At 45.8% G+C, this 19,499-nt stretch carries 14 protein-coding genes; 5 read left to right on the forward strand and 9 right to left on the reverse strand.

Annotated elements, in window-relative coordinates; genetic code table 11:
• Window positions 1-76 precede the first annotated feature (76 nt).
• The 3 genes from ACZ41C_RS14425 to ACZ41C_RS14435 are packed head-to-tail and all read left to right on the forward strand — an operon-like array spanning window position 77 to window position 5,545.
• Window positions 77-1,156: an efflux RND transporter periplasmic adaptor subunit gene (locus tag ACZ41C_RS14425; protein ID WP_464562415.1), complete on the forward strand. Its 1,080-nt coding sequence runs from the start codon at window positions 77-79 to the stop codon at window positions 1,154-1,156.
• Window positions 1,156-4,236: an efflux RND transporter permease subunit gene (locus ACZ41C_RS14430; protein WP_138258394.1), complete on the forward strand. Its 3,081-nt coding sequence runs from the start codon at window positions 1,156-1,158 to the stop codon at window positions 4,234-4,236. The genes ACZ41C_RS14425 and ACZ41C_RS14430 overlap by 1 nt, the downstream gene beginning before the upstream one ends.
• Before the next feature lies 1 nt (window position 4,237).
• A complete protein-coding gene (locus tag ACZ41C_RS14435) occupies window positions 4,238-5,545 on the forward strand; it encodes a TolC family protein (RefSeq protein ID WP_464562418.1) in 1,308 nt (435 codons plus the stop codon).
• Between the two features lie 18 nt (window positions 5,546-5,563).
• Here ACZ41C_RS14435 and ACZ41C_RS14440 read toward each other — a convergent pair whose 3' ends face one another.
• The 7 genes from ACZ41C_RS14440 to ACZ41C_RS14470 form a co-directional block, all read right to left on the reverse strand.
• Complete coding sequence (locus ACZ41C_RS14440; RefSeq protein ID WP_464562420.1) at window positions 5,564-6,874, reverse strand: DUF3570 domain-containing protein; 1,311 nt, start codon at window positions 6,872-6,874, stop codon at window positions 5,564-5,566.
• Window positions 6,875-6,895: 21 nt separating this feature from the next.
• Complete coding sequence (locus ACZ41C_RS14445) at window positions 6,896-7,108, reverse strand: DUF4266 domain-containing protein (RefSeq protein WP_464562422.1); 213 nt, start codon at window positions 7,106-7,108, stop codon at window positions 6,896-6,898.
• Window positions 7,105-8,085, reverse strand: coding sequence for an FAD:protein FMN transferase (locus ACZ41C_RS14450; RefSeq protein ID WP_464562424.1), 981 nt, complete (start codon window positions 8,083-8,085; stop codon window positions 7,105-7,107). Before ACZ41C_RS14450 ends, ACZ41C_RS14445 begins: the two co-directional genes overlap by 4 nt.
• A 1-nt stretch (window position 8,086) precedes the next feature.
• Entirely contained in the window at window positions 8,087-8,530 is a 444-nt protein-coding gene (locus ACZ41C_RS14455; RefSeq protein WP_464562426.1) for a thioredoxin family protein, read from the reverse strand.
• A gap of 63 nt (window positions 8,531-8,593) precedes the next feature.
• Window positions 8,594-9,730: an efflux RND transporter periplasmic adaptor subunit gene (locus ACZ41C_RS14460; RefSeq protein WP_464562428.1), complete on the reverse strand. Its 1,137-nt coding sequence runs from the start codon at window positions 9,728-9,730 to the stop codon at window positions 8,594-8,596.
• Window positions 9,731-9,740: 10 nt separating this feature from the next.
• A complete protein-coding gene (locus ACZ41C_RS14465; RefSeq protein ID WP_464562430.1) occupies window positions 9,741-14,078 on the reverse strand; it encodes a CusA/CzcA family heavy metal efflux RND transporter in 4,338 nt (1,445 codons plus the stop codon).
• Window positions 14,079-14,149: 71 nt separating this feature from the next.
• A complete protein-coding gene (locus ACZ41C_RS14470; RefSeq protein WP_464562432.1) occupies window positions 14,150-14,548 on the reverse strand; it encodes a hypothetical protein in 399 nt (132 codons plus the stop codon).
• A 172-nt stretch (window positions 14,549-14,720) separates the two neighbouring features.
• On the opposite strand from ACZ41C_RS14470, the gene ACZ41C_RS14475 reads away from it, so the two are divergent.
• Together ACZ41C_RS14475 and ACZ41C_RS14480 are read left to right on the forward strand one after the other, a co-directional pair.
• The gene (locus ACZ41C_RS14475; protein WP_138258403.1) at window positions 14,721-15,071 is read left to right on the forward strand and encodes a pyruvate kinase; all 351 of its coding nucleotides are present in this window, start codon (window positions 14,721-14,723) and stop codon (window positions 15,069-15,071) included.
• Between the two features lie 26 nt (window positions 15,072-15,097).
• Complete coding sequence (locus ACZ41C_RS14480) at window positions 15,098-16,294, forward strand: DegT/DnrJ/EryC1/StrS family aminotransferase (protein ID WP_464562435.1); 1,197 nt, start codon at window positions 15,098-15,100, stop codon at window positions 16,292-16,294.
• A gap of 601 nt (window positions 16,295-16,895) precedes the next feature.
• On the opposite strand, the gene ribB is transcribed toward ACZ41C_RS14480, so the two are convergent.
• Together ribB and ACZ41C_RS14490 are read right to left on the reverse strand one after the other, a co-directional pair.
• Entirely contained in the window at window positions 16,896-18,038 is a 1,143-nt protein-coding gene (gene ribB, locus ACZ41C_RS14485; RefSeq protein WP_464562437.1) for a 3,4-dihydroxy-2-butanone-4-phosphate synthase, read from the reverse strand.
• Window positions 18,028-19,467, reverse strand: a complete 1,440-nt coding sequence (locus ACZ41C_RS14490; RefSeq protein ID WP_240042729.1) for an LptF/LptG family permease — start codon at window positions 19,465-19,467, stop codon at window positions 18,028-18,030. The genes ribB and ACZ41C_RS14490 overlap by 11 nt, the downstream gene beginning before the upstream one ends.
• Between the last annotated feature and the right edge of the window lie 32 nt (window positions 19,468-19,499).

Consider the following 19,499-nt stretch of genomic DNA (forward strand, 5'->3'; position numbering starts at 1 on the left):
ACATAAGTTTTTTCACCAAAAGCGTATTACAATTAGATTTGAGTTACCAACGAAATCAAACGACCACCTTTTCAACATGAAGTTCAAATATATCATTTACGTGCTGCTCGCCGTGGGTTTGGGAGGCATGATCGTATACCGAATCAATGCCAATGTCGCCATAGGAAAATCGGGCAAACCGGCCAATGAAACCACCAAGACGACCGTAAAGGGGGTGGTGCTAAAGCCCAGAAAATTCGATGACAATATTTCGCTTTCCGGTACTTTGGAGGCGAATGAGCAAATTGAGATACGGAGCGAGGTTACCGGTATCGTAAAGAGCATCAACTTCCAGGAAGGCAGCAAGGTTTCAAAGGGCCAGGTACTTTTTAAAGTGGACGATGTGGAGCTTCAGGCCCAACTTTCCAAAGCCAAAACGGCCCAAAAATTGGCCGCCGAAAATGAACGAAGGGCCCAGTTGTTGCTGGACAAGCAAGCGATCAGTCAGGAAGAATATGACATCGCCAGTGCCGATTTCCAGTCGGCCAGCGCGGAGGCCTCCCTCATTTCGGCCCAGTTGTCCAAAACGGTCGTTCGGGCACCCTTTTCGGGCACCATTGGGTTGCGCTCCATATCGGTAGGGACCTATGTCACTCCCGCCACTCCAGTCGCCAAGCTGGTTAATACGAACCAGTTGAAGATAACCTTTTCCATTCCGGAAAAATATGCCTCCCAGATACGAAAGGGCTCCAACCTTACCTTTAAGACATCGGATGCTTCCAGGGACTACTCGGCCACCATCTACGCCATAGAACCGGAGGTGGAGATCGCTACCAGGACTTTGCGCATGCGGGCCGTTGCGGATAATTTGGACGGCACGTTATACCCCGGTGCCTACGCCAATGTGGTGCTGCCCCTACAGACCGTCGATGACGCGCTTTTGGTTCCGTCGGAAGCCCTGATACCCGTACAGAACGGGAAGAAAATTTTTGTATCGGAGAACGGAAAGGCCAAGGAAATCGATGTGGAAATCGGTTCCCGTACAGGCTCCGAAGTACGTGTGCTTACTGGACTGAACGTTGGCGATACCGTATTGACCTACGGGGTCATGGCCTTAAAGAACGGAGCTTCGGTCAACGTTGAGATAGAGGAACCCAACCAAAATCCGGCCGAGTAATGAACCTGTCCACACTTAGTATAAAACGGCCGGTACTTACCATCGTAATGAACATTACCTTGGTCTTATTCGGGGTCATTGGATACACGTATTTGGGTATCCGGGAATTTCCGTCCATAGACCCTGCGCAGGTGTCCGTACGCACAAGTTATTCAGGTGCCAATGCGGATATCATCGAGTCACAGATCACGGAACCCCTTGAAAAGGCGATAAACTCCATCGATGGCATTCGCAATATTACCTCTTCCAGTGTGCAGGGTTCCAGCTCCATCAATATTGAGTTCAACTTGGACAAAAATTTGGAGGAGGCCGCCAATGATGTACGCGATAAGGTTTCGCAGGCCATACGTAATTTGCCGGAAGACTTGGATGCGCCTCCGGTGGTTTCCAAATCCGATGCGGACGCGGAGCGAATCCTTTCCATGACCGTGCAGAGCGACAATAAGAACATTTTGGAATTGTCCGATTATGCAGAAAACGTCATCACGCCAAGGATAGAGACCATTCCCGGGGTGAGCAGCGTACAGATCTGGGGCCAGCGCAGGTATGCCATGCGCCTTTGGATCGACCCGATAAAATTGGCTTCCTACGGACTTACGGTGGCCGATGTGCGCAGTGCCCTCTTGGCACAGAACGTGGAACTCCCATCCGGTAAACTAACAGGCGAGAATACGGAACTCGCCGTAAAGACCATTGGAAACTTGCAGACGGAAGAGCAGTTCAACAATATCATTATCAGGGCCGAAGGTGAAAAATTGGTACGGTTGAGCGATATCGGTCGTGCCACCTTGGAAGCTGAGAACATGGAGACCAAAATGAGCGATTCCGGTCAGCCCATGGTCGCTACGGCCATCGTACCCCAACCCGGCACCAACTATCTGGAAATCGCCGAAGCCTTCTATGAGGAATACGAAAAGCTTAAAAAGGAATTACCGGAGGGATTTAAGCTCAACGTAGTGATTGACGACACGGTTTTTGTTAAAAAGGCCGTAACAGAAGTTGGGGAAACTTTGCTGATTTCTATCGTCCTGGTCATCCTGGTCATCTATCTGTTCTTTAGAAACTGGTCCATGGCCCTGCGTCCCCTGATCGATATTCCCGTTTCCCTTATTGCCACGTTTTTCATCATGTGGATGTTTGGGTTTTCAATAAACGTGCTAACGCTATTGGCCATCGTATTGGCTACCGGTCTGGTGGTGGACGATGGTATTGTGGTCACGGAAAATATCTATAAAAAAGTAGAGGAGGGGATGAGCCCTATTGAAGCGGCCATAAAAGGCTCCAAAGAGATTTTCTTCGCCGTTATTTCCATTTCCATTACCCTAGCGGCGGTTTTCCTGCCGGTGATTTTTTTGGAAGGCTTCGTAGGCAGATTGTTCCGGGAATTCGGGGTGGTATTGGGTGCGGCCGTTTTGATTTCCGCCTTTGTTTCCCTTTCCTTAACACCGATGTTGAATGCCTATTTGATCAAACCAGGGAAGCAGAAACAATCCAAATTCTATCATTTTACGGAAAAGTATTTTGTTAAAATGAACGATTATTATGCCGATAGCCTTCGGGGTTTCATGAAGCGGAAGTGGCTCAGTTTCCCCATACTCATTGGATGTTTGGGGCTTATAGCACTCTTTTATACCCTTTTGCCCAAGGAAACAGCTCCCTATGATGACCGAAGCTTTGTACGCCTGAACGTTACCGCCCCGGAAGGTTCCTCGTATGAATATATGGACCGATTGATGACGGACATCACCGAATTGATCAATGACTCCATCCCTGAAAAAAAGGTGAGCCTGATATTGACATCGCCCGGTTTTGGGTCGTCCTCGGTCAACAGCGGGAGGGCCAACGTGGCGCTTGTGGACCCCAGTGAACGGGAGCGTTCCCAACATGAGATAGCCAATGATTTGGGAAGATGGGCCAAGGCCTATGTGGGCGGAAAGTCCAATGTATCCGAAAGGCCCACCATTTCTGTGAATAGAAGGGGAGGACCGCCCATCCAATTCATCATCCAGGCACAGAATTTTGAAAAATTGGAGGAAAAAATTCCAGAGTTTATGGCCCTAGCGGAACAGGACGAAACCTTCTCCTTTGTGGACGTAAACTTAAAGTTCGACAAGCCGGAAATCTATGTGAACATCGATCGGGAAAAGGCGGAAAGCTTGGGGGTTTCCGTACGTGATGTGGCCCAGACCCTACAGCTTTCCCTCAGCGGACAGCGTTTTGGGTACTTTTTGATGAACGGCAAGCAGTACCAGGTCATTGGTCAGTTCGATAAAAAGGATAGGGACGCACCCGTGGACCTGACCTCCATTTTCGTACGGAACGATGCCGGTTTGTTGATCCAGCTGGACAATTTGGTACAAACGGTGGAGCACAGCAGTCCGCCTCAATTATTCCACAACAACCGATACATGTCCGCCACCGTTTCCGCAAATTTGGCTCCGGGCAAGACCATCAACGATGGTATCGAGGCCATGGAAGCAATCAAGGATAAAGTATTGGACGAAACCTTCACTACCGATCTGGGAGGGGAATCCAGGGATTTTGTGGAAAGTAGTTCCAATACCCTTTTTGCCTTTGGGCTCGCCCTGTTATTGATTTTCCTCATTCTGGCGGCCCAGTTTGAAAGCTTCATCGACCCTTTTATCATCATATTGACGGTGCCTATGGCCGTTGCAGGGGCCATGTTCTCCTTATGGTTGTTCGGTCAGTCGTGGAACATATTCAGTCAGATTGGGACCATCATGTTGATCGGTCTGGTGACCAAAAACGGAATCCTGATCGTAGAATTTGCCAACCAGCTTCGGGAACAGGGCATGTCCAAAGGCGAGGCTATCTTCAAGGCCTCGGAATCCCGCTTGCGTCCTATTTTGATGACAAGTTTGACCATCGCCCTAGGTGCCTTGCCCATTGCGTTGTCACTGGGTGCGGCCTCCACCAGTAGGATAGGCATGGGAGTGGTCATCATTGGAGGAACCCTATTTTCACTGGTACTCACCTTATTCGTAATTCCGGCCCTGTATTATTTATGGTCCAAGGACCGCGTGGAACGGCCCGAGTTCAAAGTTTTAGAAACCTATTAAAATGCCATACCGAATCCCTTTACGTTCAATTTTTATTTTACTGAACATTTTTAGTATCGCCGCGCAGGAAGTACTTACTATCGATGAGACCGTGAAATTGGCCCTGGAAAACAACTTTCAGATACGAACGGCCAAAAACGACCTAAAGATCGATGAGTACGGGGTGAGTCATGGGTATGCCGGCATATTACCTTCGGTGCAAGCCAGTGTAACGGACAACAATAGGACCATCAACCTATCGCAAGTACGTTTGGACGGTACCGTACAGGAACTGGACAATGCAGTGAACAACAACCTAAATTATGGTGTGGCCTTGGACTGGACGCTGTTTGATGGCCTGCGGATGTTCGCCAATTACGAACAATTGAAGGAGAATAGGAACTTGGGGGATGCGGAACTGAAACAGGTCATATTGACAACCGTAGGTGAGGTAATGATTACCTATTACGATTTGGTACAACAACAGCAGCAACTTAGCGCGTTGGATAGTACCATTTTGATTTCAAAACAGCGGGTGGAATTGGCCCAAAACCGCTTTACTATAGGGAAGGCCTCCAAATTGGAAGTATTGAACGCCCAGGTGGATTTGAATACGGACGAAACCCTGATGCAGCGTCAAAAGGAATTGTATGTAAATACCAAAATCCAACTAAACCGACAATTGGCGCGGGACCTGGAAACCGATTTTACCGTGGCCCCGGAAATTTTTGTGGACGAATCCCTGCTGTTGCCGGAGCTGCAGACCAAGGTCTTGAGCGAAAACCCGCAATTGATGGCCTCACAGATAAGCAAGCGAATTTCTGAACTGGAATTGAAACAGATAAAGGCCGCCAGGTTGCCCACCATAACCGCTTCCACGGGTTATATCATTAGCGAGTCGGAATCAAGTTTGGGCTTTATCGTATCTTCCAATTCCAAGGGTTTCAGCTATGGCTTTGGAGCCACCTTAAATCTATTTGACGGCTTTACCCAAAACAGGGACGAGAAAATTGGGAAATTGCAAATAGAAAACTCGGAAGTGGCCATCGCCCAGCAAAAGCAGGACTTATTGACTACCCTGGGAACTACCTATCAGACCTACCTGACAAATATGAGCTTGATCGATCTTGAGGGAAACAATGAGGCCATTGCCAAGGAGAATTTGGATATTACGGTAGAAAAGTACCGCATCGGGATTATTCCTCCCATTGAGTTCAGGACCGCCCAACTAAATTATATCAATGCCAAGGTACGGTTCAGCAATGCCAAATTCCAGGCAAAACTCTCCGAAATCATCCTCAAGCAACTGGCGGGAAATTTAACGATCTAGAAAACTACGTACCGCACATCAGTCCATCACAAAGGTAAAACCTCCTGTAACGATGTAGGAGCCAAAAGTGGTATCCCGGTCGTATTTGTAAAATTTCAGGTCAAAGCCCTTAAAGCCGAATTCCCAAATATGCAGTTGGGTAAAAATATCCGTATAGGAAACCCCAAAACCAAATTGGTTGGCTACGTATTGAGACAAATCAAAATCGGATGTATAGAACTCCTGCGTGGATAGATGTGTTTCGTAGCCCCCAAAGTAGTCCGCCGCGGTTTGTTGGTAATAGCGATAGGAGGGGTACAGCGTGAATGTATCCGAAATTTTTACGGGTACCTCCACACTGGCCGTATGGGAATGGATGCCCCAATCGTCCAAATAATAGCGGTAGAAGGTACGTACGGTTATCGATTGGTTCAGGAACCAATTCAGCCTTCCGCCCATGGCAATCTTGAACCGGCTATCGGGTAGGCGCTCCACGTCATCCGCCAATTGAAAACCCTCGATAAAGGAATCCGCCACATCGCTAAAATAGACACGTTGAAAAGGTGTGGAAAGCAGTCCTTGCTGTTGGACAAAATCCAGGGCGAGCGAGCCCTGAAGGTTTTTATGCAATATCTGGGAAAAGCCCAGGCCTAGGGCATAGGAGTTCCGGTTCGTTTTGTCGAATTCGGTAAAATTTGGGCTATAGTTTACATTGCCGGTAATTTCCGTCGGTCTAAAAAACCCAATGCCATTGTTCCCAAAGGGCCTTAATTCAAAAGGGTAAATGGTGTTCCAAGAATCCAGATAAACGGTGGCATTAAGACTCAATTCCGTATTTTTTTCGTTGAAGAGCCTGGAATAACTTCCGCCGAAACCGATCGAGAAATAATCATATTCCGATGAAACCGAAAGTTTCCCGGAAACGATGTTGTTGCGGTCATCCGAAGTGTGGGAGTAAGATCCCGTAAGATTCACCCAAACGTCCCCGCTGGAAGCCCCGGAACTGGCCACAAAAGGATGCGCCTGGCGTCTGCCATCAAAGGGGTCGATGTTACTGGAGGATGCCGACGTATAGGCGGATACCCCTGCATCTATGGTAAGCACATCGTCGTCGTTCAAGGGAATGGATACTACAAAAGTACCCGTGGCGTCCGTAAGTTCTTCAGTGCCTATCCCACCACTAACGGCGGCATTGTCACCCGTTTGGGAATAATAACTGGATAGGAAATCGACCTCCGTAGTTTCCAATACCCTTTTTTTATAGGTTTGGGCATTGCCCGTATCTTGTGCGGATGCCCAGAACCCAAGGCCCAAAAAAAGGACAAGCACTAAATTTTTCAAGTGGGTCATAGTGAACAGTTCTAGGATTCCTTAGTTACAGCCGCAACCGCCGCCCGTTTTTCCACCGTTGGCTCCTGCCGCCGCTTCCCTGTAGGAGTGCATGGTGGTCACATTTCGGTCACAGGGTTTATCGGCCAGGATCATATCCGGATCGTTGATGTTTACTTTTTCGTATTCCTTGACTACGACGCAGCTTCCCATGGAAACCCCCATGAGCCCTAGCATCAGTAATTTTTTTATCATAATTTGTCTATTTTGATATGGTCCGATTTTGAAATGTTTCCTTGATCATCTATGATGATGCATTCCACCTTGGGCAACTGGTTGATCCGGTCCAAGCCAATTTCCGTTCCCATGACAAAAACGGAGGTAGCCAAGGCATCTGCCAATTCCGCCTTAGGGGCAAAAACGGTCACACTTATAATTCCCGTGGCCGGATAGCCCGTTCGCGGGTCAATGATGTGGGCATAGCGTTTTCCGTTAAAGTTTACGTAGCGTTCATAGTCCCCAGAGGTGACCACGGCGCCATCGATGATCGGCAGCAGGGCAAAAACCTTGTTTTTGTCCATAGGGTTGGTAATGGCCACTTTCCAATATTCTCCGTTGGCCTGTTTTCCCCACGTGTTCATATCGCCGGATGCGTTTATGATGCCCGCGGGAACGCCCGCATCCATTAACAATTGCTTGGCCTTGTCCGCCGCATAGCCTTTGCCTATGGCCCCGAACCCAATTTTCATCCCCTCCAATTTTAAGAAGACAGTGCGTTCGTTTGGCTCTAGTATAATATTTTGAAACCCGACTCTGGATATGGAAGCTGAAATTTCCTCCGGAGTAGGCATTTTTTTCATACTACCATCGAATTTCCAGATTCGGTCCATGGAGGCATAGCTAATGTCAAAAGCGCCGTCCGTCAATTTGGAAATCCTAATCGCTCTTTGGATCAGTTCAAACAGTTCGGCATCCACTTGAACGGGTTTAATACCTGCATTTCTGTTAATTTCCGAGGTTTGTGAATTGGGGTCCCAAGAGGAAATCAATTTTTCGATCCGGCTGATTTCAGCGACGGCCAAATCAATATATCCACTGGCAGTAACGGAGTCGGTGGCAACTACGGTAATGTCGAATCGGCTGCCCATCATTTTCAGGGTCCGCTGAAAGTTTTGCTGCGATAGGGCCAACCACGAGGTCAGTAGGACGCAAATAAAGAGTATCTTTTTCAAATTATTCCGTAAAGGAATCCAAAAGTTGTATATAATCCTTTGGGTTCATTTTTTTATAACTGGTCTCACCTTTTACCTTTCCTTGTGCGTCCATGACTACCACAAAAGGAAAGATGCCGTTCTTATTATACTGTTCTGCAAGCTGGGCATTGGCCCTGGCCCGATCTTCGGGTAAGGCGTTCTGTTTTTTTCGGGGAAAGTCCGCTTGGAGCATTACGTAATGGTCCTTGGCGTATTTTTGGAATTCATCCGTACTCCAGACCTCGCGGTCCAGTTTAATGCAGGGCGCGCACCAATCCGAACCCTGGAACACCAAGATAATCGGTCTGTGTTTCTCTTGGGCGATTTGTTGCGCCGTGTTGAAATCGGTTTGCCATTCCTGGCCAAAAAGGCTTGTCAGTCCTGCAACGAATAAAATGGTAAGCAGTTTTACTTTTAAGTTCATATCTTTTTTATGTTACCCTTTGTCAATTCCTGTACCAAAAGCTTTCGGTTAGAATAGGTTAACTTATTCCCCAATCAGGTTATACGTGCCTTTTGTCAAAAATTGGGTGTTGGGTGCAAAACTGTTGGCTTCTTTAATCACGGAGAAACCATCCAGTTCTTCATCTACAGAAACTTCTTTTTGTGAAAAATAATATGTGTCCCCTTCCTTTTTTTCAAAAATCAAAACGTTGGGGATGTTGTCTATGGTTACGATGGCGTTACTGGGCAAGGCTTTTTCCTGAACATTGTCCGTTATGATGTTCGCTTCCACGAACATGCCCGTTAGGAACTTTTCCTTGCCTTCATCCTCCAAATGCCCGTGTACCTTTATGGTCCTATTTTCATCGATGGAGGTACCCACCAAATAAACTTCAGCATGGAAGGTGTCTCCCGATGCTTCTGGAATCCTAAAGGTAATTTTTTGTCCTTTCTTTACCTTCATGATGTCCTTCTCAAACACTGATAGTTCCAAATGAACATGGTCGTTATTGATAATCTCCATAATGGCCGTAGCGGGCGAAACATAGCTTCCCTTGGTCACGTTGACTTTGGTAATGCTGCCGGAAATGGGCGCTTTAATCGACACCGTGGAAACAATCGTTCCGTTTTTGACCTGTTCCGGTGAAATGTTCAGCATCTGCAGTTGCTTTTGTAAGCCGCTATGTCGGGCCAAAGCCGATTTATAATCGCTCTCCGATTTCAAAAAATTCTTTTGTGAGGTGATGTTTTCTTCAGACATGATGGTATGCCGTTCATACTCGGCCTTCAAAAACGAAAGTTGTTCGTTCACTTCCAAGTACTGCTGTTGAAGGCTCACAAATTCAGGATTCTCCAAGGTCACCAAGGTTTGCCCTATGCTTACCTTGTCCCCGATTAAAAAAGGCGTGGTTTTAATATAGCCGCCCATGGTGGCGTTTACCATTGCCCTATTTTCTGGCGGTACGTCTATCATTCCGTTTACGCTTACCCTAACTGGAAATGATTTTTCTTCTATTGTGCCCATTTCCATGCCCAGTTGGTCATATTGTGCCTGGGTTACCTTTATAAAAGAGGATATTTCAGTATCTGCCGAAGTTTCGTTGGTACTGCTTTTTTCGCCACATCCTGTAACGCCCGCTGAAAGTACCAGTGTTAGAAAGTAATATATATATGATTTCATGGTGTATTAATTATAAGGTTAGGTAATTGATGGCAATTACCGTCGAATTATATTCTTTAAGCTTAGTTAGGTATTCTAGTTTCACGTCGTAGGCGCTTTCCAAACTCTGTATGTACTGATAAAAATCGATTTCGCCGTTTTGGAAACTACTATTGGCCATTTTTAGAATCTCATCGGACAGTTGGCCACCTTCGGTTTCATAATATTCCAAGGATTGGGTGAGCACCTGTAGCTGATTTTTTAAGGTTGCTAATTTGGTGCCAATTTCTATTTCATAATTTCTATATGCCGCCTCTGCACTCTGCTCCGCTATTTTTGCCGATTCTATCTTGGAGGCCTTACCCCCAAAAAACAACGGAATCTTTAGGCCCAGTTGATAGCCGTGCAAATTCCCGGAAATCCCCTCATTGGTACCTTGAAAGTACTCCACGCCAATATTGGGCAATAACTGCTGGCTTTCCAGGTTCTTCTCGGCCTTTCTTAACCCGATTTGATTCCGATAATAGGCGATTTCCGGACTTGCGTTCAACACAACGTCCTTTAAAGGAACCTTTAGTAGGGTCTCATTGGCAATGGAAAGACTGTCCTTTGCCTGAATGACCATCATCAAATTCTTATGGGCAATTTCCACGTTTTGCTGCGCTTCGGTATATTTCAATTGTATTTGCCGCTGTTTTGAGGTGGCCGTTATCTTCTCCAAATAATTAGTTTCGCCCAGTTCAAAACGCCTAGTGGCCATTTTGGAAAAATTACCGTAGAGACTGTCCAAAATTTTAAAGACATCGGCCATTTCACGGGCTACCTGATATTCATAATAACCGGCTACGACCGCTCTTTCCAAATTTTTGGATTGGATGTCAAAATTGCTTTTGGCCAGATTGTACAGCTCCTTGTTCACCCTCCTTCGCGAAAAATAGACCGTTGGAAAGTCGAAAGTCTGTGCCACCCCAAAAACCTTTATGGGTAAATTGTTCAATGCCAAATTGTTTTCGTCGTAGGCGTAGTACACATCCGTCTTATCAAAATCGAAGGCACTGTTTATAAAGGCATCGGACCGGTCCAATTGCAATTGGTTCGCTTTCAATCCTGCATTGTTTTCCAAGGCCAATGGAACCAATTCATCTAAATTTTTTGGGGTATCCTGGGCATGCAAACCAACGGAAGAAAAAATGAAAAGGAGAACCAGACCAAGGTTGGCTTGTATAGAATGTTTACCGTTCTTCTTTTCCATGGAACTATTCAAATAGGAGTAGAGTACGGGCAGGACGACAAGGGTCAATATAGTGGCCGTTATCAGACCGCCAATAACCACGGTTGCCAAGGGTCGCTGTACTTCGGCCCCTGCATTGGTAGAAATGGCCATGGGTAAAAAGCCCAAAGCGGCTGCCGATGCGGTCAAGAGAACCGCCCTGAGCCTGTCTTTGGCCCCTTCCTTGATCAAATCGTTCAGGCTTTCAAATTTCCCCGTAGCTTTCAATTCCTTGAAATGTTCAATGAGTACGATACCGTTCAGTACCGCAATACCAAAGAGGGCGATAAAACCTACCCCGGCCGAAATACTAAAGGGCAATCCGCGTATCCATAACAATAGCACACCGCCCACGGCCGCCAGTGGGATGGCGGAATAGATCATTAAGGCTTCCTTGACCGATTTAAAGGCGAAGTAGAGGAGTATGAATATAAGTATCAAGGCAATGGGTACTGCGATCATCAATCTCGATTTCGCACTTTGGAGGTTTTCGAATTGACCTCCATAAGTAATGGAATATCCCACTGGAAGCGTAACGTTCTCGTCGATAAGCTTTCTAACATCGTCCACAACGGACTGCAAGTCCCTATTACGTACGTTGATACCCACAACGATGCGCCGGCGCGTATCGTCCCTGGAAATCTTGGCCGCACCTTTTTGGTAGCTGATTTCCGCCAGTTCGCTCAACGGAATCTTACCTCCAGCGGGGAGGTCCACATAGAGATTTTTGAGGTTGTCGATGTCACGGCGCTTTTCACTGTCCAATCGAATGACCAAATCGAACTTCTTTTCCCCTTCAAAAACGCTCCCGGCCGTTTTTCCGGCGAAGCCCATGGAAATCATGTCGTTCAGTTCTTGGATGTTGAGACCGTATCGGGCAATCTTGGACCGATTGTAGTTCACGTTCATTTCCGGTAGGCCCGCAATTTTTTCCACGGAAATATCGGCGGCACCGGGAACGTTTTGTATCAGGTCGCCAATTTCCTTTCCTTTTTTGGCAAGGATGTCCAGGTTTTCACCGAATATTTTAATGGCAATATCGGCACGAACCCCCGTTATCAGTTCATTGAAACGCATTTCAATAGGTTGGGTAAATTCCACTTCCATACCCGGAATGACGGACAGGGCTTCCTTGAACTTATCGGCGAGCTCATCCTTGGATTCCGCCGATGTCCATTCGTCCTTTGGATTCAACACGATAATTACGTCGCTCTCCTCCATGGACATGGGATCGGTAGGTACTTCCGCAGCACCAATTCTGGTCACTACCTGTTTAACTTCCGGGAATTGTTCCAAAAGGATTCTTTCTATTTCCGTGGTGATTTCCACCGTATTACTGAGGGAGGTACCGGTCTTCAACACAGGTTGGATTACAAAATCCCCTTCATCCAAGGTGGGGACGAATTCGCCCCCCATGGACATATACAAGGAAATGGCAATCGCCAAAAGCACCGCGGCAAAGCCCAAAACTATTTTTTTACTGCGCAGGGCCCAATCGATAATTGGGTCGTATTTTTTGGTCAACCAATGCATCAACCGAACGGAGATGTTCTTATCGGTTGTTTTGGAGGGTTTTAGGAAAAGGGAGGATACCACGGGGACGTAGGTGAAACAGAAGATCATGGCGCCTATCAATGCGAAACTGAAGGTCAGGGCCATGGGCTTGAACATTTTGCCTTCCACACCGCTCAATGAAAGTATGGGGATAAAAACGATCAGGATGATCAACTGGCCAAAAATGGCGGAATTCATCATTTTGTTGGCCCCTGTGTAGGTGATACTGTCTCGGAGCGCTTGTTGCTCGGACCTTGTCATACTGGAAATCTCCGCTCTTTTTTTGGTGACATTGAACGCGATGAATTCCACAATGATGACGGCGCCATCTATGATGATACCAAAATCGATGGCACCCAAACTCATCAAATTGGCGTCCACGCCAAAAATGTACATCAGCGAAAGCGCGAACAATAAACAGAGCGGGATTACGGAGGCCACAACCAAACCCGACCTAAAATTTCCTAGTAACAGGACCACTACAAAAATAACGATCAAACAGCCCAGGATGAGATTTTCAGTCACCGTAAAAGTCGTTTTAGCAATAAGCTCGCTGCGGTCCAAAAAGGCATTGATATACACACCTTCCGGTAAGGATTTTGCGATATTGGCCACCCGTTCCTTCACGGCCTCGATTACCTTTTTGGAATTGGCGTCTTTTAGCATCATCACCTGGCCCAGAACCTTTTCACCTTCGCCGTTGCCCGTAATGGCGCCAAATCGGGTTGCGTTACCAAAGCCCACTTTGGCCACGTCCTTTATATATATGGGAACGCCACCCTCATTTTTCACAACGATATTTTCGATATCCTCAAGGGAGTTCACCAAACCCTCCCCTCTAATGAAAAAGGCCTGGTTTACTTTTTCTATATAACCGCCACCTGCAACACTATTGTTGGTCTCCACCGCTTGGAATACCTCTTGGGCGGTGATGTCCATCGCATTGAGCTTCTCGGTGTTGATGGCGACTTCATACTGCTTTAAAAAGCCGCCCCAGGTGTTGACCTCTACTACACCGGGAATCCCGGAGAGCTGTCTTTTTACGATCCAATCCTGTATCGTTCTTAGGTCTTGGGCCGTGTATTGATCTTTATATTCCGGTTTTACGTCCAGGATATACTGGTAGATTTCACCCAATCCGGTGGTAATGGGACCCATTTCGGGCGACCCGAAATTTTCCGGTATTTTTTCGGAGGCCGATTTTATTTTCTCGGCGATCAACTGTCGGGGCAAATAGGTGCCCATATCGTCCTCAAAAACGATCGTTACTACGGAAAGTCCAAATTTGGAAACCGACCGGATTTCCTTCACTCCCGGTAAATTTGCCATTTCCAACTCTACCGGATAGGTGATGAACTGTTCTATATCCTGTGTGGAAAGGTTTCGTGATGTTGTGATTACCTGTACTTGGTTATTGGTCACATCGGGAACCGCACCAATGGGTATTTTCGTAAGGGAGTACATCCCAAAACCTATAATAAAACAGGTAAATAGCAGAACAATGAACTTGTTCTTGATACTGAAATTAATAATATGTGAAAGCATGTGTCATAAAATAATCAACATTAAAATTGTCCGAATAGTACCATTCGGAATTAAACTGCAACCTGATTAATTTATGAATGCCGTGGTGGCTGTAGCAAGCCTTTTGTATGGGAAGAGGAAGAAGGTGCCTGATAATAAAAATTGGAGTCCCTGTACTCCGTGATCATTGGGGTTTCCAATTCCGTTTGTAAGGGATTTGGGGTATAGGCAATGATGGAACTTAAATGGGAATGATGCTGAAAAGGAAGCTGTTCATGATCCTCCTTTTCCTCTTGATGCTCTTGTTCGTGGGCAGCTTTCAATTCCCCGTAGTGTTTGGATATGAAGACGAGTACGTTATCGCCGTACTGCTCGCTGTGGAATTTGGCATGTTCGATGAATTCATCGATTTGCACCAAATCGTCGGTGTGAAGGCCGATCGTCTGCAATAGGATTACGACCGAAAGTACTATGGAGGCTAATTTGTTCACTGGGTATAAAGTTAGTGAATGCCTGTAAGAATATGAACGTCAACCCCTTAAATGGAATCAGTCTAAATTTAAAAACCCGAGTTCCTTAAATGGGGCTTTCTGTTGATAAGTTCCGTTCATAACCGTTCGGTGGAAAAGCGATCAACTTTTATTTTTGCAGACTTTTAAACGAATGGAAAAGTTAAAAGTAGGCGACAAGGTGTATAATACAAGGCAAAATGGTTTTACGGATTTTGTGAGGTACTCCTTCTCTGAGGTAGTTTCCCTGACCAAGACCTTGGCAGTATTAAAGAATGGCGTCCGATTGGTGAACGAGCCCAAGACGTCCTATATTACGGAGGATGTTGGCTATTCCGTTTCCAGAAAAAAGGGTACACATTGGCACCTGGTTTCTTTGGAGGCTATCCGAAAGGCGCAAATTGAGAACGAAAAAATTGCCGCCCATGATTGGTTTTCTGCAAAGGAGTTTACCCAAGAGGAAAAGCTGGAAATCTATCGGCATTTTACATCCAAGCAAAAATAAGTATCTTCTCATTTTAAAATAAGCATATGCCAGGTTTCGAATTATTTGGGGAAAAGGAAAAGCAAAGCGTCAACGAGGTCCTGGATACGGGCGTCTTGATGCGCTACGGATTTGATGGCCCCCGCAAGGGACATTGGAAGGCCAAGGAACTGGAAGCGGCCTTATGTGCGAGAATGCAGGTTGCGCATGCGCAGGTAGTGAGCAGTGGCACGGCGGCCTTGACGGTGGCCTTGGCCAGTGCGGGCGTAGGAGCGCGGGACGAGGTGATCCTGCCCACCTTTACCTTTGTGGCCAGTTTTGAGTCGGTTTTGGCAATTGGCGCCGTCCCTATCTTGGTAGATGTGGACGATACACTAACCCTGAAACCATCCGCTGTAGAAAAGGCCATCACACCCAAAACGAAGGTGGTCATGCCAGTGCATATGTGTGGCTCCATGGCCGATTTGAAACCGTTAAAGGTCCTTTGCGAAACGCATGATCTAATTCTGTTAGAAGATGCCTGCCAGGCCATTGGTGGCAGTTATGAGGGCAAACCTTTGGGAAGCTATGGGGATTTGGGCTGTTTTTCCTTTGATTATGTAAAAACGATAACCTGCGGGGAAGGAGGGGCCTTGATCACCAATAATGCCGAATATCATAGCAATGCCGACCATTATTCCGATCACGGTCACGACCATGTGGGGAACAACCGGGGAGCGGAATCCCATCCTTTTTTAGGGTATAATTATAGAATTTCAGAACTGAACGCGGCCGTGGGGTGTGCCCAGATCCAACGTTTGGATGAATTCTTGGAAATTCAGGAGAAACATTATAGGGTTTTGTACGACGCATTAAAGGGGATTGAAGGAATTGGTTTTAGAAGGATTCCATCCGGTGGGGTTCAGAATTATTCCTTTTTAAATTTTTTCCTTCCGACGGAGGACCTGGCCAAAAAAGCACATACCGCACTGGGTGATGGGGGCGTGGATGCCTGTTTTTATTGGTATGACAATAACTGGCATTATTATCGAAAATGGGAACACCTAACGAACCTGACTTCCTTGGGAAAACTGCCGGATGAAGTCAAAAACAACCTTCCGGATTATTCCAAATCAGATTTCTCCGAATCCGACCATTGGATCGGCAGAACAATCTCCTGTCTCATAAAACTGAGTTGGACTGAGGCCGAAGTCAAAAAGCGCGCGAACGACATGGCCCAAATCTTAAAAAATATACTAAAGTGAACCCGTTGTTCATTTTGAATCTGTCACCTAATGGGTCAGTTCGAGTGATTTTTCGCAATGAAATGAAGAAAAATTGTATCGAGAACGTTTTTATGGGCCAAAGGAACCTTCCCTTAGCGAAGGCGATGGGTTCTCGATACACTTGATTTTTGATAAAAAAATCAAAAATCAAGCACTCGAACTGACTTCTTGTGTAAAATTGTTAAAATGCACAACGTGTCAAAATGATTTAATACCAATTCAACATTCAATCCCATCCAATAAAATGTTTCTTTTCTCGCATTACTTCAAAATAAAAAAGTTCCGCAACTAAGGCTGCGCAACGTTTTTCTTTATTGTAATCCAAAAAAATATTCCATTTTCTTTGGCAGGTTTTAAAAATTGAATTGGTATAAACTGTGAAATATAGTTAAATCCAATGCTGATTAGAAAGGTGAAGTAAGTAAGAAAATGCTCCTGGCTATTTTAACAGCGATATATGATTTTTAATCCTTTCTCATACAACAACACGCAAATTATTATGGTATCGGAAAATACTTCTTACCTCTTTTGTCTAAAAGCGAAGCGGTCTTTGTCCTTAACAGGACAATACTCGTTTACATCAGTACGAAACATATTCCACAATTTCCAGACCGTAGCCCACAATACCCACTCTCTTGGTCTGTTGGCTGTTGGTGAGCAATCTCAATTTGGATATGTCCAGATCATGCAGAATCTGTGCGCCAATGCCAAAATCCTTGGCATCCATTTCTATTTTGGGAGCCTTGTGAATCCCTTGTTTTTGAAGTTCTTTTAACTCGGAAAGCCTCCCTAGAAGGTTCATGGATTCCAAATCTTGATTGATAAAAACAATAGCTCCCGTGCCTTCCTGATTGATGGCCTTGAACATGTTCTCCAATTGGGAATCCGCATTGTTGGTTAGCGTTCCCAAAATGTCATTGTTCACCAACGTGGAGTTGATACGTGTGAGCACCTTGTCCCCGAGGCCCCAGGAGCCTTTGGTCAAAGCTAGGTGAATGTGGTTATTGGTGGTTTGTTTGTAGGCCCGCAATCGATATTCCCCAAACCTTGTGGTAATGGGAAAATCAAGTTCTTTGTGGATCAGGCTATCGTGTTCCATTCGGTACGCCACCAAATCCTCTATGGATACGATTTTTAAATCGAACCTTTTGGCCACTTCTATCAATTGGGGGAGTCTGGCCATACTGCCGTCCTCGTTCATGATTTCAACGATGACCCCGGCGGGTTTCAACCCGGCGAGTCGGGCAAAATCTATCGCGGCCTCCGTGTGTCCCGTTCTCCTAAGTACGCCGCCTTCTTTTGCCACTAGGGGGAAAATGTGTCCGGGTCTAGCAAAATCATGCGGCTTAATAGTATCATCCGTTAGGGCGCAAACGGTCTTGGCCCTGTCGGACGCGGAGATACCAGTGGTCACCCCTTGTCCTCGTAGGTCAATGGAAACGGTAAATGCGGTTTCCAAGGGGTCAGTGTTGTTGTTGACCATTCGGTGCAGGCCCAGATATTCACATCTTCCTTCGGTTAAAGGGGCACAAATGAGTCCTCTTCCATGGGTGGCCATAAAATTGATGGTTTCTGGGGTTGCCAATTCCGCAGCCGCCAGAAAATCTCCTTCGTTCTCACGGTTTTCATCGTCCACAACAATGATTACCTTGCCATTGCGGATATCCTCTATGGCTTCCTCAATGGTATTCAATTGAATTTTATCCGCAAGATTAGACGTCATGACCTCCATTTTTTTGCTTCTTAAATAGGTTCTTGAAAAAATCCGTTATTACACCAAAGCTCATTAAACCTTTATCCTCGGTGGCCCTTTTGGTAAGGACAATGCTCAATGGCAACATGATGAGGGTGGATAGCCAGGCGCCCAACATGGGGTGGATGTTTCCTTCCTTTGCATAATTACCTGCAAACACACCAATAAAATAATAGACCAAAAATAGCACAATTGCAATTACCATGGGCAGGCCCAGTCCGCCTTTCCGAATGATGGCACCCAAGGGAGCGCCCACAAAAAACAGGATAATACAAGAGAATGCCAATGCATATTTGTTATGCATGGAAAGTATATGCATGTTGTATATTTTATACCGTTTTTGCATTTCCTCCTTTTTTCCTTTGACAGAATTAAGGACATTGGTGGTGGCGTTTTTTGCCGAATTCACTACCTGCATTTGAAGGTAAAATGGAAAAATGTGGAAGATGTCCTCTTTTATGGAATCCTGTCGTGCCGGATTGTTTTTTAGCTTTTCCAGTTTTATCTGCCTAATGGAGTCCTGGGTTTTTTGTAGGGTCGACTTTATTTTTGCCGTATCGCTTGGGTCCAAGGGTTGGAACATCCCCATCCTGTTCCCGATGCTTTTGGAGAATGCCCTAACTATTCTGTAGTTATCATCCTTCAAGGAGTCAATATCTTTTCGCAACCTTGAAATATTTTTCATTTTGTCCGTACTGATATCACGTTCCTCTTCCAGATCCTCATTGTTCAATTCCGGGATTTCGATGTTCATGATGTAGGTGTCGAAATCGGCTTTGGCATGCGGATACTTAAGTTTGTTTTTTTTGGAGTCTATATCATCGTAATAATGTCCGTCCGTAAGGATTAGCTGCACTATATCTGAATCCTCGCTACTTACAAGTTCCCCTTGTTTGGATTTTATGACCACATTGTTTTGGCTTCTGTCATTTTTTTGATGGATGATGACGTTTCTAAGGTATCGGTCATTTTCGCCATATTTTTCATCTACCTTGATGTTCATCCCCTCAAAGTCACTAAAAACACCTTCCGCCACCACAGCTGCCGGTTTAACCTTGGCGATGTTCTTACGAAGATTGTAAATTTTGCGTTGTGATAATGGGATTACGGAATTGGCGAAAAAGAATGTGACGCCCCCCAGAATGGTTACAAAGACGATCAAGCTCAACATGGCCCTTTGTAGCGAGATACCCGATGCTTTCATAGCCGCGAACTCATAATTCTCTGCAAAGGCACCAAAGGTCAGAATGGAGGAGAGCAACACCGTGAGCGGTAGTACCTTTTCCGTGAGGTCCGGCATCAGGTAAAAAAGAAATTTTCCTATAATGATGATATCCAGACCCTTACCGGCCAAATCGTCTATAAAAAGCCAAATCGTTTGGAATATGAAGATGAACATCAATATTACAAACGAACTGACAAAATTAAAGG

This window comes from Maribacter sp. C-4077, from assembly GCF_055378385.1.